The organism is Phycicoccus flavus, assembly GCF_004025965.2.
Taxonomy (GTDB): Bacteria; Actinomycetota; Actinomycetes; order Actinomycetales; family Dermatophilaceae; genus Phycicoccus; species Phycicoccus flavus.
Map to the genome: position 1 here is coordinate 1 of NZ_SAYU02000092.1, position 13017 is coordinate 13017.

The window sequence follows — 13017 nt, forward strand, 5'->3', positions numbered from 1 at the left end:
AGCCAGAACGCCCACGACGCCGACGGCAGGACGACCGCCGAGGCCACCGTCACCGCCGCGGCCGTCCCGACGGCGGTCGCGGCCTCGCGCCAGCGCCGGGTGACGAGGAAGTGGACGACGAAGACCCCGGGCGTCAGCTTGACCGCCATGGCCAGCCCGACGAGGACGCCCCGGGGGACCGCGCGCAGGAACCGCGGCCGGGGCTCGACGAGGTCGAGCAGGCAGGCGAGCACGATGAAGGCGTTGACCTGCCCGAACCGGATGCCGTCGCCCACCGGGTGCAGCCACAGCATCGGCGCCGCGAGCCCGGCCAGGGCCAGCGGCCGCCAGCCGCCGGCCCGCTCGATGAGCCGGCGGCCGGCGAACCACGTCGTGACCGTCGTCGCCGTCACCTGCAACGCCGTCCACAGCCAGCCGACGACCCCGAAGGGCAGCAGCGCCAGGGGCACCGAGAGGAAGGCGGCGAAGGGCGGGTAGGTGAACGGGAGCAGCTGCGGGGCCTCGGTGAGCGTCGAGTAGATCGGGCGGCCGGTGAGGATCGAGACCCCGGCGTCGCGGTAGACCTGGATGTCGACCTGCCACTGGTCCAGCGGCCAGAAGACGAGGTAGCGCAGGGCCGCCGGGAGGGCCGCCAGCGCCACGAGCAGCACCGCGAGACCCCACCGCCAGGGCGGGGCGGAGGGACGGCTCCGCGGGGTCGGCATGCTCACCGGGCCATTGTCACAGCGCCCCGTACCCTGTCGTGCGTGACCCGCAGAGCCCTCGCCGTCGCGCTGGCGCTGGCCGCCGCGCTCGCCGGGTTCGGGCTCGGTGCGGCGGGCGGCGCGCGGGCGGCGACGCAGGCCCCGGCGGGGGCCGTCGTCCTCGTCGGGACGGGCGGGATCAGCTGGTCGGACATCAGCGAGGAGACCACGCCGAACCTGTGGCTCATGCTCCGCGACGGGTCCTCGGCGGCCCTCTCGACGCGCTCGGTCTACGCCAACACCTGCCCCGACGACGGCTGGCTGGGCCTGTCGGCGGGCTCGCGGGCCGCGGCCCCGCGCGCGGGCGACGCCCCTGACCCCGCGGACCGTGAGTGCCCGGGGCCGCCGAGCGTCGTCGACGGCGCGGTTGCCGAGTGGCCGTCCTACGAGCAGGCGGCCGCCGAGCAGCGGTTCGACACCCGGCTCGGGCTGCTCGCCCAGCAGGTCCGCGACGGCGGGATGTGCCTGCGCGCCGTCGGGCCGTACGCCGCGGCCGGGGCGGCCCTGCCCGACGGCACGGTCGCGCAGTACGGCGACTACGAGCCCGCCGACCTGCTCGTCGACCTCAACGCCTGCCCGGTGACCCTCGTCGACGTCGGCGTGCTGCGCGACCCCGACGACGTTCCCGCCGGCGAGCCCACGCCGGGGTCGCGCGCGGACCAGCTGCGCGAGATCGACCAGCGCATCGGGGCGGTGCTCGAGGCCGGGCCCAACGGCGCCGACTTCGTCGTCGCGAGCCTCGCCGACGCCGGGCGGTCCGAGCGGCTGCGGATGGTCCTCGCCCGCGGCCCGGGCTACGGCCCCGGGACCCTGGAGTCCCCGTCGACCCGCCAGGTCGGCCTCGCGCAGGCCGCCGACCTCACCGCCACCGTCCTCGCCGACGTGGGCCTGCCGGTGCCCGACGCCGTCCAGGGCAGCCCGCTCACCTCGCAGCCGGCGCCGGACAACTCCGAGCGCCGGGCCCGCGAACGGCTGCAGACGCTGCGCGACCTCGACGAGGCGAGCCACGACGTCCACGGCCTCGTCGAGCCGTTCTTCCAGGTCTTCGCCTACGGCCAGCTCGTCGTCTACCTGCTCCTGCTGCTCGTCGTCAAGGGACGGATCGGGTCCGAGGCCACCCGCACGACGGTGCTCGGGCGGGTGCGGACGCTGTCGGTGGCCGCCGGCGCGGTCCCGGTGTCGACGTTCCTCGCCAACCTCGTGCCGTGGTGGCGCTTCCCCGTCGAGATGCTCGCCGTCACCGCCGCCGTCCTCGGGTTCGTCGTCGTCATCGCCGGGCTCGCGCTGCGCGGGCCGTGGCGGCACTGGGTGCTCGGCCCGCCGGCCGTCGTCGCCCTCGTGACGATGGTCGTGCTCGCCGCCGACGTGATGACCGGCTCGCGGCTCCAGCTGTCCTCGCTCATGGGCCTGCAGCCGGTCGTCGGCGGACGGTTCTACGGGATGGGCAACCCGACCTTCGCGTTGTTCGCGACGGCAGCGGTCATCCTCGCGACGGCGCTGTCGTCCTGGCTCGTGCTCCGGGGGCGACGGGAGACGGCGTTCGTCGCGGTCGTCGTCGTCGGCGTCGTCGCCGTGGTCGTCGACGGCGCGCCGTTCTGGGGCGCGGACGGCGGCGGCCCGCCCGCGCTCGTCCCCGCCTTCGCCTCGCTGGCGTTCGCCGTGCTCGGCCTGCGGCTCACCTGGCGGCGCTGGCTCGTCGTCGGCGCCTCGGTCGTCGTGCTGTTCGTCGTCGTCGCGGTGCTGGACTGGCTGCGCGCGCCGGCCTCGCGCAGCCACCTCGGCAACTTCGTCCAGGCGGTCCTCGACGGCAACGGCGGCGACGTCGTCGTGCGCAAGGCGCAGCAGAACGTCGAGCTCGTCCAGCAGACGGCGCCGCTCAGCTACCTCGTCCCGGTGGCGCTGCTCGTCCTCGCCCTCGTCCTGGCCCGGCCGACGTCGTGGGGCTCGCGGGCGCTGGCGCGCAGCCACGAGGCTGCGCCGACGCTGCGGGCCGGGCTCGTCGCCCTGCTCATCTGCCTGACCATCGGCTTCCTGGCCAACGACTCCGGTGTCGCCATCCCCGCGGTGGGGGCGACGCTGGCCGTGCCACTCGTGGTGTCCGTGACGATCGCGTCGCTGCTCAACGAGCAGTACGCGCGCGCCGGGACCCGCGCCGCCCGGCGCCGGCGCCGATGACGGCGAGCACCGCGGCCCAGACGAGGAGCACCAGCCACGGGGCGACCGCGCGGCGGAAGCCGAGGGTCAGCGCCTCCACGTCCGCCGTCATCCCGACGACGCGCCCCGGCACGTAGGCGGCGGCGAGGACGGCCAGCCGGGCCAGCGCGACGAGGTCGAGCGGGCCGGCCGCCACGGCGGGCAGCGCGCCCCAGACGAGGACGTCGTACCAGGGCAGGCTGTAGGGCGCGGCGAGCGAGTAGGCGAGGCCGAGACCGGTGGTGAGCCACAGCGCGGTCGCGGCCCAGCGGCGCGGGTCCGTGGTCGCGCGCCGGTCGACGCCGGTCACCGGGCGGGTCGCGCGCAGGAGGACGGCGGCGAACGCCAGCGCCAGCAGCGCCGCCCCCACCGAGACGACGAGACGGGCCGCGCCGTTGCCGACCAGGGGCCGCAGCGCCTCGAGCAGCAGCCGCCACGGCGTGGCCAGCGACACCGCCTGGCGCGAGCGCGCCAGCTGGTCGTAGACGTGCGGACCGGCCCACAGCTGGAGCAGCCCGGCGACGACGACGAACGCGACGACCGCCGTGCCGATCCGCACGAGGGCGCGGCGCCGGCCGTCGGCTCCGTCCGTGTCGCCGGTGGCGTCGGGGCGCTCGCGGGTCAGCCACCAGGCGGCGCCGAGGGCGAACAGCCCCACCCCGTAGGTGACCTTGGTCGAGGCGGCCAGCGCCAGCAGCGCGCCGGCGGCCGGTGGTCCGGCGGGCCCGGCGACACGCACCCCGGCGGCGACGGCGGCGACGACGAGCGCGGTGGCGACGACGTCGACGTGCGCCCCGAGGACGCCGACCCCGAGCACGAGCGGGTTGAGTGTCCAGGCGGCGTCGACCCGGCCGTGGTGCTCGGGGTCGAGGGCGAGGCGCAGCGCGGCCCGGGTGCCGAGCCAGGCGAGGACGACGAGGACCTGCCAGACCCACACCTCCTGGCGCAGCTGCGGACCGCCCACCCAGGCCGAGAGCCCGTGCAGCAGCGTGGCGAACGGCCCGTAGACGCTGGGCTCCTCGGTCCACGGCGCCTCGACCCGGCTGGTCACGGGGTCGGTGCCGCCGGCCCAGGTGATCGGCGAGACGACCCACGGGTCGCCGCCGGTGACGAGGATGCGGCCGTAGGCGACGTAGCTGACGTGGTCGGCCGACCCGAACGGCGCCGTGAGCAGCGCCGCCACCCCGAGCCCGGCCGGGACGGCCCAGGTCCGTAGGGCCGCCACCCCGGCCCGCAGGCCGAGCAGGACGGCGAGCGCGCCCGCGACGTAGGCGGTCCACAGCGCGGCGGTGACGACGGCCGGGGAGAGGGTCAGCGGCAGCAGCGGCCCCGGGGCCCAGCCGCGCGGCAGCAGGTCCGGCTGGGCGGCGTTCGGACGGGCGAGACCGACGAGCAGCAGCAGGGCGAGCGACCCGGCGAGCAGCACCCACCGGACCGGGTCGGGCCGCGTCAGCCGCGCTGCCACGGCCGCCAGCCGCGCCGGACCAGGGCGAGCCAGACGTCCCGGTACTGCCCGGCCCGGTGCAGCTGCCCGCGCCAGTCCGTGCCGCTCACCCGGTGCTGGAGCTCGCAGGGCACCTCGAGGACCTCGAGCCCGGCGCGCAGGACGTCGACGGTCAGCGCCGTCTCGACCCCCCAGCCGCGGGCCAGCGGGGTGGCGGCGGCGTAGGCGCCCGGCGAGAGGCAGCGCATCCCGGACAGCGGCTGCACGGCCCGGAAGCCGGTGAGCGCCTCGATGCCCCGGCGGGCGAGCCCGACGACGAGCCCGCGCCCGCCGCCGGAGGTCAGCTGGGCGGGCAGCGTCGCGATGGTCATCGCGGCCCGGCCGGCCAGGACATCGTCGGTGAGCACGCCGAGGTTGGCCGCGGTGTCACGCAGGTCGCCGTCGACGAAGAGCAGGGCGGCGGGCGCGGTGGTCTCGGGGTCATCGGCCTCTCCGGCCGCGGCGACGCGCTCGAGGTCGCGGACGTGGGCGACGCCGGTGGAGAGGGCGGCGGCCTTGCCGCGGTTGCGGGGGTGGACGACGACGTCGGCGCCGGCGGCGCGGGCGACCTCGGCGGTGTCGTCGGTGCTGCCGTCGTCGACGACGACCACCCGCCCCACCTGGGGGAGCGCGAGCACCGCGGCCACCGTGTCGGCGATCCGCTCGGCCTCGTCCTTGCACGGGACGACGGCCGCCACGCGCGCCGCCATCGCGCCCATCAGCGCAGGGTGACCTGGCGGCTGAGCAGGCCGCTGCGGGCGCGGCGCTCCTCGGGGGTCAGGGCGTCGGTGCTCTCCAGCGCCGCCGCGTAGCGCGTGCCGAAGGCGGCCAGCGCGTCCTCGTGGTCGGCCGCCTCCTTCTCCGGGTCGAGGTCCCACACCGGCACGAGGAGCCCGCCGGCCCGGAACGCGCCGAGCAGCCGGCTGCCTTCGCCGAGGACGTCGTCGCCGGCGGCGTGCAGCCGGGCCAGGGCGTCGGTGGCGGCGTCCTCGTCGTCGGGCAGGACGAGGCGGATGTGCGCGCGGTCGCCGATGCGGACCCAGTAGGCCGACGGCAGGCTCGTCAGGGCGACGGTGGGGACGATGGACTCGTTGGCGCGCTCGAGCGACTCCTTGGCGTCGCCCTCGAGCTCCTGGTCCGCGACCCAGAAGTCGAAGCCCTCCTGGACGGTGACCTCGAAGGTACTGTCGGCGGCGAGGACGTCCTGGAGGCGCGGGCTGTCCGCGGTGGCCTGCGGGACGGCGGTCACCGGGTGGCCCTGCTCGGCGGCGAGGGCGGCGAGCACCTGCGCGGCGAGGTCGCGGCTGGCGTCACCGCTGGAGTTGCCGGACTGGATGCCGACGAGCACCGTGCCGTCGGTGCGGTGCAGCCCGGGCCAGGCCAGCGGCAGGACGGTCGCGATCGTCACCTCGGACGGGGCACCGTCGGGGACGTGCTCCGGGCTCACGGTGACGACGGCGGTCGCGGCCGGGAGGATCTCGCGCATCGCCACCCAGTCGGGCTCGCTCGGGAGCCCGGCGAAGGGCCGGGCCTCGAACGGCGCCGGCTTCGGCTTCGCGGGACGGGACGCGCGGTCGGCGCGCTGACGACGGGATGCCTTGCCCATGCGCGTCACCCTAGTGGGCGCTCCCGGCACCCCGAGACCCCGGTTCGTCACCGAGACCCCGCTTCCGAACCGGCGGTCTCGGCGACATTTCGGGGTCACCCCGAAATGTCCGGCGGGGGTCAGGTGGCGCGGCGGCGGCTGGGACCGCCGAGGGTGGCCCACACGACGTTGCCGGTGCGGTCCTCGGTGACGCCCCACTCGTGGGCGAGCGAGCGGACGATCCGCAGCCCGCGCCCGGACGACAGCCAGACCGTGCGCGGCGCGGGCTTGGGGACGGTGGCGCCGCCGCCGTCGGTGACCTCGACCTCGACGACCTCGCCGCGGATCTTCCAGCGGACCCGGATCGTGCCGTCGGACAGCGGGCGGGCGTGGCGCAGCGCGTTGGTCAGCAGCTCGGAGGCGACGATCTCGGCCTCGCCGACGAGGTCCTCGGGCAGGTCGCGCGCGGAGAGGTCCTGGACGATCTCGTGACGGACGCCGGCCACGGCCGAGGAGTCCGCGGGCACCCGCATCGTGCAGATGATGCTGTCGACACCGGGCCCGGAGGACTCGGCCACCCCGAGGGTCTCGCCGTCGAGGTCCTGCTCGAGGTCGTCGTCGAGGCGGTCCGCGGCTTCGCCGTCGATGACGGTCCGGTCCGTCGTCCGGGTGAGGTCGTCCGAGGTCACGGCCCGAAACCCTACTCCGTGGCCCGGACCCGGTCGACGGCCATGGCCGGGCGGTTGGTGATGACGGCCCCCACGCCGAGCCGCAGACAGAGGTCGACGTCCTCGGGGTCGTCGACGGTCCAGACGAACACGTCGTTCCCCCGGTCCAGGAACCGCTGGACGACGTGCGGACGCCGGCGGACGAGGCGGACGTCCAGCCCGACCGTCCCGACGCCGGCCGGGAGCGACCCGTCGATCGGCTTGGCCGGCAGCCGGTCGGCGACGAGGTGCACGAGCGGGACCTCCGGCGAGAGCCGGTGCACCCGCTGGAGCGCGCGGGAGGAGAAGGACATGACGCGCACGTGCGGCCGGCCGGGCCGGTCGCCGTCGTCGAGGTCGAAGGAGCGCAGCACCTGCACGAGCGTCTTCTCGACGTCGTCGCCGTGCCGGGTGGGGTGCTTGGTCTCGATGAGGGTGACGACCTCGCGCCGGGTCTCGCAGAGCGTGTCCAGCAGCCGGCGCAGGGTGAGCAGGCGGCCCCGCTCGGGGTCGGCGTCGGGGGACTCCGCGTCGCCGTCGGGCGTCTTCCACGAGGCCCAGTCCAGCTCCTCGAGGCGGGCGAGCTCGAGGGTGGAGACCCGGCCGGTGCCGTTGCTCGTCCGGTCCACGCGGCGGTCGTGGACGCACACGAGATGGTGGTCGGCGGTGAGCCGTACGTCGCACTCGACGCCCTCGGCCCCGTCGTCCAGCGCCTGCTCGTAGGCGTGGAGGGTGTGCTCCGGCCGGTCGGCACTCGCCCCCCGGTGGGCGACGACGACGGGTCGGGCGGTGGACGTCCGGTGTGCGGCGGTCACGACGCCCCATTGTGGTCCACCGGCGTCCGTCGGCGCGGCAACGAGCCGATGAACCTCCGGTGGCGCGCCCGACCCGTCTCCGCACCCGGCGCCGCGCGAGGCGGCACTCACGGAAGGGGGCGCCCTACCGTTGCACCATCGTGAGCCTGCCCCCCTTCCAGCACCTCGTCGACGAGCACTGGCGCGACGTCGCCCGGCTCGCCCAGGGCCTCGTCGGCCCGGTCCACGCCGAGGACGTCGCCCAGCAGGCGTGGACCCAGGCGCTCGCGGCCTACCCCCGGCTGACCCACCGCCGCAACCTGCGCTCCTGGCTGCTCACCATCACCCACCGCTGCGCGATGGACCACCACCGCGGGGCCCGCCGCAGCACCCCCCACGACGACCCCTCGACCCTCGCCGAGGCCCCGAGCACCGGCCCTCCCCCGGAGCCCGACGACGACCTGTGGCGCCGCGTCGCCGTGCTGCCGCCGCGTCAGCGCGACGCCGTCGTCCTGCGCTTCGTCGGCGACCTCGACCACCGTGCCGTCGCCGCCGCGCTCGGCACCACCCCCGGGATGAGCCGGCGCCTCGTCAGCGACGCCCTGGCCACCCTCCGACTCGACCTCACCGACCCGAAGGACCCCCGATGACCCCCGCCACCCACCCCTTCGCCGGCGTCGGCCCCGACCTCGCCGGCCCCCCGCGCCTACCCCCGACCGACGTCAGCTACGTCGTCGACGACACCGCCGTCGGCCGGATGCTCCTCGCCGTCCGCGACAACGGACGCGTCGTCGCCACCGCTTACGCGCCCGACGACGACGCCGTCGACCGCTGGCTGGTCCGCATCGCCGGGGCCGTGAGCCCGCGCGTCCTGCGCCACCCCCGTCCGACCGACGCGGTGCGCCGCTCGCTCGAGGACTTCCTTGCCGGCCGGGCCGACCGGGTCGACGTCGAGCCCGACCTCGTCCTCGCCACGGCGTTCCAGCGGGAGGTGCTCGGCGGGCTGGCCGCGGCCGTGGGCTACGGCGACCGGACGACGTACGCCGCGCTCGCGGACCGCGTCGGGCGCCCCCGCGCCGCCCGGGCGGTGGGGACCGCGCTCGGCACGAACCCGCTGTGCGTGACGATCCCGTGCCACCGCGTGCTGCCGGCCGCGGGAGGCGTCGGCGGCTACGCCGGCGGACCGGCCGCCAAGGAGCACCTCCTCGCCCTGGAGGCCGGCCACCGCGGCGCGACGTCGCGCTAGTCCGTCCCCGCGTCCCGTCGCGGACCCGGGCTCACGGTGTCCGGTCACCGGCGCTGAAGAGGGACGATGCCCGGCCGCGTGACATAGTGCGGCGGTGCGTGCCTTCCGCTGCCGGGTCTGCGACAACCCGCTGTTCTTCGAGAACTCCGTGTGCACCTCGTGCGGCACCGACCTCGCCTTCTCCCGCGAGGAGCGCGCCATCGTGCCCCTCGTCGACGGCGGCCGGTACGTCGACGCGACGGGAACGGAGTGGTTCGTCTGCCGCAACCTGAACCTCTCCGGCTGCACCTGGCTCACCCGCACCGCCGGCGGCCAGTGCAGCTCGTGCGACCTCACCCGCACCCGTCCGGCCGACGGCGACGAGGTCGGCCTCCCCCAGTTCCGGGTCACCGAGGGTGCCAAGCGGCACCTCGTCGTCGAGCTCGACACCCTCGGCTTCCCCGTGGTCGGCAAGCACGAGGACCCGGCGGGCGGGCTCGCCTTCGACCTGCTGTCCAGCGTCGACGAGAACGTCGTCATCGGGCACGCGGACGGCGTCATCACCATCGACCTCGCGGAGTCGGCGGACGACCAGCGCGAGAAGGTGCGGGTCAGCCTCGACGAGCCCTACCGCACGATGCTCGGCCACTTCCGGCACGAGATCGGGCACTACTACGACGGGCAGCTCGTCACCGACGGCCCGCTGCGCGAGCGCTACCGCGAGCTGTTCGGCGACGAGACCGCGGACTACCAGGCGGAGATCGACCGCCACTACCGCGACGGCCCGCCCGCCGACTGGCCCCAGCGGTACATCTCGCGCTACGCGACCATGCACCCCTTCGAGGACTTCGCCGAGTGCTTCGCGCACTACCTGCACATCTGCGACACGGTCGACACCGCCGCGGCGCAGGGCCTGGTGACGGTCTCACCGTCGGCGTTCACGAGCTTCCGCGACCTCGTCGTCGGGGTGTGGATGCCGCTGTCGACGGCCCTCAACCAGATCAACCGCTCGATGGGCAAGGACGATCTGTACCCCTTCGTCATCCCCGACGCGGTGCTCGACAAGCTCGACTTCGTCGCCTCGGTCGTCCCCGGCACCGACGCCCCCGGCGCGAGCGAGGGGAACGCCGGCGCCGCACGGCCCTGAGGCGCGTCCCGACCCCGTCCGGACGGTCGCGGCTCAGAACATGCCGTGCCGCGCCAGCGGGTGCATGAGCTCGCGCTCCTCGTAGGCCAGGTGCGAGAGCAGGGTGTCGGTGAGCAGGTCGACGACGTGCCGCAGCCGGTCCAGCGCGCCGTCCTCCTCCGACACCAGGGCGACGAGCGCCCGGTCGACGTCGTCGAGCACGTCGTGGATGACCTCGTGCTCCTCCTCCAGCCGCGCGATGACGGGCGCCGCGTCCGGGTCGCGCCGGCGCAGCCGCGGGAACATGGCCTGGTCCTCGAGGGTGTGGTGGCCGGTGACGACCCGGCAGTACGCCTCGCAGTAGGCGCCGAGCGTCCACTGGTTCTGCCGCATGGTCATCGCGTTGACGGCCGAGCGGGCGGCGCCGACCGAGAGCATGCCGCGCGCCACCTGGTCGACGACGTCGCGGACCTGCGCCAGCTCGGAGCGCAGGTGGTCGTGGACGTCCACGAGGTGCCGCGGCGCCGCGAGCTCGGCGTCGCCGTACCCCGAGGCGTCCGAGCGGTCGGGGTGCACCGGCCGCGCCGCCTCGTCCCACGGCAGCTCGCCGGTGAGGCGGGTGCCGTCGTCGGGCGTGGGCACGAACGCCGGCGTGGCGGGTGGCCGCGTCGACGCCGCCGCGGACCGGGTGACGGCCTCGTCCCGCCGGCCGGCCGCGTCCCCGGGCCCGCCGGGTGCGTCCCCGACGGCCGTCCCGCCGGCGTCGGGCCCGTCCACCTCGACCGCCGCCGCGGCGCGCTCGGCGTCGACGAGCTCGCGGGTCGCCGGAGCCACCTCGGACGCCCACGCCCGCACGAGGTCGGGGTCGTCGGTGCCGAGGACGAAGGTGGCCATGCCGTGCTCGAGGGTGAGCCCGGCCAGCTGCTCGGGCCAGTCCGTGACCCGGCCCCGCAGCCCGCTGCCCGACCTCCCGGCGGGCACGACGTTGTAGAGCCGGCGGACGTCCTCGGAGGCCCGCCCGGCGCCGACGGCGGCGTCGTCGATCCGGGCGTTCATCGGGCCGAGGGCGTCGGGGTCGGCGTAGCCCATGCTCGGCAGCCAGCCGTCGGCCAGCCGGCCGGTGACGCCGAGCATCCGCGGCCCGTAGGCGCCGACCCAGATGCCGACCGGGTGCGCCGGCCGCGGCCCGGCGTGCAGGCCGACGACGCGGTGGTGCTCGCCCTCGACCCGCACCGAGCCCTCGCCGGACCACGAGGCCCGCAGCACCGCGATGGCCTCGACGAGCGCGTCGACCGCCTGCCCGGGGCCGAGCCGCTCCCCGCCGGCGGCGACGATGGCGTCCCAGAACGCGCCGGCCCCCAGCCCGAGCTCGACCCGGCCGCCGGTGAGCAGGTCCAGCGAGGCGACCGCCTGGGCCAGCACGGCCGGCGGGCGCAGCGGCAGGTTGACGACGTTCGGCGCCACGCGCACGGCGGTCGTCCGCGCGGCGACCACCGACAGCAGCGTCCACGCGTCGAGGTGGCGCGCCTGGTACGGGTGGTCCTGCACGGTGACGAGGTCGAGCCCGAGGACGTCCGCCAGCTGCGCGAGCTCGAGGACGCGGTCCGGCGCGGCGGCGTCCGGCGACGGGAAGATCCCGAACTCGAGCGCGTGCCCGTAGTCGGTCACGCGCGACCCGGCCGCTCGCCGGCCTCGTCGTCGGGGTCGGGCAGCCGGTGGCCGTCGCCGTACCCGCCGAGCAGGTCGGCCATCGCCAGGTGCGGCTTGGCCTCGGCCTGCCGGCCCTGGCGCTGCAGCGTGCGGCCGAGCAGCAGGTTCGCGTAGGCCTCGTCGGGGTCGTCGACGAGGATGGCCCGGGTCACCCGCTCGGCGCGGTTCAGCTGCGCCGAGTGGTAGTACGAGCGGGCGAGCAGCAGCCGCAGCTCGGTCGTGCCGTGCAGGGGAGGCTCGAGGGCGCTGGCGTCGACGAGCGCCGACAGCTCCTGGGCGGCCGCCTGGTACTCCCCGTGCTCGAAGAGTCCCCGGGCGCGCTGGTAGCGGTCGGCCATACCGGTCTCGGGGGTGCTCATACCTCCTCGAACGCCGCCCGCGGGGGCCGACATTCCGGGGCGGCCGGGCGCCGGGACGCCGCAGCTCCTCGCGCGACGGCGTCCGCGCGGGCACGATGGGCCCACGCGAGGCCCGGGCACGCCGGCTCCGACGAAGGGAGCTCCCATGGACTGGTACACCGGCTCGGTCCTCGGCACCGGCCGGTCGGGGGCCCTGTGGCTGCTCGTCGGGTTCGTCGTCACCTACGCCGTGACCCGCTGGGTGACGACGACGATCCGCCGGCGCACCGAGCGCGCCGCCGCCCGCGCCGCGGCCGGGCACGCCGACCCCGCCCAGCCGTCGCGCTCACCCATCAAGGACGTCCACATCGGCGGGGTGCACGTCCACCACCAGGTGTGGGGCATCCTCCTGGTCCTGCTCTCGGGGCTGCTCGTCATCCGCTTCGACCCCGGCTCGCCGTGGCTCGAGGTGCTGGCCGCGGCCTTCGGCGTCGGGGCCGCGCTGGCCCTGGACGAGTTCGCGCTCTGGCTGCACCTCGAGGACGTCTACTGGAGCGAGGAGGGCCGAAAGTCCATCGACGCCGTGATGATCGCCGGGGTGGTCGTCGTCGTGCTGCTCATCGGCTCGACCCCGCTCGGCGTCGACCGCTTCGAGGCCGAGGCCGGCGGCTGGTGGACCTTCACCGTCGTGCTCGTCGTCCACCTCGCGCTCACCGTCGTCACCGCCCTCAAGGGCCGCGTCGTCCTCGCGCTCGTCGGTCTGCCCGTGCCGTCGATCGCGCTCTTCGTCGCCTTCCGGCTCGCCCGGCCCGAGTCGTTCTGGGCACGCCGCTTCTACCGGGACAAGCCGAAGAAGCTCGCCCGGGCGCGGGCACGGGCCGCCCGGCTGGACGGCCTGCGCCGGCGGGTCCGGGACGCGGTCTCCTTCGGCGGCTTCGGCCCGGCCGGCTGACCGCGGCGGACCGGCCCCCCAGGCCCACCCCCGCGTCGGGGTGGCGGCCGAGCGGGAGCCCCGGGCCGGTCACGACCGGCGGACCCGCGAGAACAGCTCGGCGGCCATCGCCCGGGAGCCCTCGACGGCGACGCGCCGGCCTTCCGGGTCGCCGGTGACGA

Annotated in this window: 13 protein-coding genes; 5 read left to right on the forward strand and 8 right to left on the reverse strand. The window is 76.2% G+C overall.

Going from position 1 to position 13017, the window contains the following annotated elements:
* On the reverse strand, nt 1–704 hold a 704-nt coding region (locus EPD83_RS18495; protein ID WP_164896612.1), incomplete at its 3' end, for a glycosyltransferase family 87 protein.
* A 42-nt stretch (nt 705–746) separates the two neighbouring features.
* Between EPD83_RS18495 and EPD83_RS18500 the strand changes: the two genes are divergently transcribed.
* Nucleotides 747–2918 (forward strand): hypothetical protein, encoded by a 2172-nt coding sequence (locus EPD83_RS18500; protein ID WP_235950717.1) that lies wholly within the window; start codon nt 747–749, stop codon nt 2916–2918.
* Here EPD83_RS18500 and EPD83_RS18505 read toward each other — a convergent pair.
* From EPD83_RS18505 to EPD83_RS18525, 5 genes are all read right to left on the reverse strand, one after another.
* A complete protein-coding gene (locus EPD83_RS18505) occupies nt 2863–4401 on the reverse strand; it encodes a hypothetical protein (RefSeq protein WP_165566982.1) in 1539 nt (512 codons plus the stop codon). The genes EPD83_RS18500 and EPD83_RS18505 overlap by 56 nt on opposite strands.
* On the reverse strand, nt 4386–5138 hold the full coding sequence (locus EPD83_RS18510; RefSeq protein ID WP_128366649.1) for a glycosyltransferase: 753 nt from the start codon (nt 5136–5138) through the stop codon (nt 4386–4388). The genes EPD83_RS18505 and EPD83_RS18510 overlap by 16 nt, the downstream gene beginning before the upstream one ends.
* On the reverse strand, nt 5138–6025 hold the full coding sequence (locus tag EPD83_RS18515; RefSeq protein ID WP_165566983.1) for a DUF5926 family protein: 888 nt from the start codon (nt 6023–6025) through the stop codon (nt 5138–5140). The genes EPD83_RS18510 and EPD83_RS18515 overlap by 1 nt, the downstream gene beginning before the upstream one ends.
* 119 nt (nt 6026–6144) lie before the next feature.
* Nucleotides 6145–6693 carry an ATP-binding protein gene (locus EPD83_RS18520; protein ID WP_322095806.1) on the reverse strand — a complete coding sequence of 183 codons (549 nt, stop codon included), beginning with the start codon at nt 6691–6693 and terminating at the stop codon, nt 6145–6147.
* An 11-nt stretch (nt 6694–6704) separates the two neighbouring features.
* The gene (locus tag EPD83_RS18525) at nt 6705–7526 is read right to left on the reverse strand and encodes a glycerophosphodiester phosphodiesterase (RefSeq protein WP_165566984.1); all 822 of its coding nucleotides are present in this window, start codon (nt 7524–7526) and stop codon (nt 6705–6707) included.
* A gap of 140 nt (nt 7527–7666) precedes the next feature.
* Here EPD83_RS18525 and EPD83_RS18530 point away from each other — a divergent pair, with 140 nt between their 5' ends.
* The 3 genes from EPD83_RS18530 (at nt 7667) to EPD83_RS18540 (ending at nt 9877) form a co-directional block, all read left to right on the forward strand.
* Nucleotides 7667–8155 (forward strand): RNA polymerase sigma factor, encoded by a 489-nt coding sequence (locus EPD83_RS18530; protein WP_128366646.1) that lies wholly within the window; start codon nt 7667–7669, stop codon nt 8153–8155.
* Nucleotides 8152–8751 carry a methylated-DNA--[protein]-cysteine S-methyltransferase gene (locus EPD83_RS18535; protein ID WP_128366645.1) on the forward strand — a complete coding sequence of 200 codons (600 nt, stop codon included), beginning with the start codon at nt 8152–8154 and terminating at the stop codon, nt 8749–8751. Before EPD83_RS18530 ends, EPD83_RS18535 begins: the two co-directional genes overlap by 4 nt.
* Before the next feature lie 94 nt (nt 8752–8845).
* Nucleotides 8846–9877, forward strand: a complete 1032-nt coding sequence (locus tag EPD83_RS18540) for a zinc-binding metallopeptidase family protein (protein WP_165566985.1) — start codon at nt 8846–8848, stop codon at nt 9875–9877.
* 33 nt (nt 9878–9910) lie between these two features.
* Here the strand turns inward: EPD83_RS18540 and EPD83_RS18545 are convergent, their stop codons facing one another.
* Together EPD83_RS18545 and EPD83_RS18550 are read right to left on the reverse strand one after the other, a co-directional pair.
* The gene (locus EPD83_RS18545; RefSeq protein WP_165566986.1) at nt 9911–11524 is read right to left on the reverse strand and encodes an LLM class flavin-dependent oxidoreductase; all 1614 of its coding nucleotides are present in this window, start codon (nt 11522–11524) and stop codon (nt 9911–9913) included.
* Complete coding sequence (locus EPD83_RS18550; protein WP_128368403.1) at nt 11521–11925, reverse strand: tetratricopeptide repeat protein; 405 nt, start codon at nt 11923–11925, stop codon at nt 11521–11523. Before EPD83_RS18550 ends, EPD83_RS18545 begins: the two co-directional genes overlap by 4 nt.
* Nucleotides 11926–12070: 145 nt before the next feature.
* Between EPD83_RS18550 and EPD83_RS18555 the strand changes: the two genes are divergently transcribed.
* Nucleotides 12071–12856 (forward strand): hypothetical protein, encoded by a 786-nt coding sequence (locus EPD83_RS18555; protein WP_128368404.1) that lies wholly within the window; start codon nt 12071–12073, stop codon nt 12854–12856.
* Nucleotides 12857–13017: the final 161 nt, after the last annotated feature.

What these genes read in the sequence shown, in the direction of transcription:
- EPD83_RS18510 (WP_128366649.1), bottom strand. Translation starts at nt 5,138, where the DNA reads ATGGGCGCGATGGCGGCGCGCGTGGCGGCCGTCGTCCCGTGCAAGGAC.
- EPD83_RS18515 (WP_165566983.1), bottom strand. Translation starts at nt 6,025, where the DNA reads ATGGGCAAGGCATCCCGTCGTCAGCGCGCCGACCGCGCGTCCCGTCCC.
- EPD83_RS18535 (WP_128366645.1), top strand. Translation starts at nt 8,152, where the DNA reads ATGACCCCCGCCACCCACCCCTTCGCCGGCGTCGGCCCCGACCTCGCC.
- EPD83_RS18550 (WP_128368403.1), bottom strand. Translation starts at nt 11,925, where the DNA reads ATGAGCACCCCCGAGACCGGTATGGCCGACCGCTACCAGCGCGCCCGG.
- EPD83_RS18555 (WP_128368404.1), top strand. Translation starts at nt 12,071, where the DNA reads ATGGACTGGTACACCGGCTCGGTCCTCGGCACCGGCCGGTCGGGGGCC.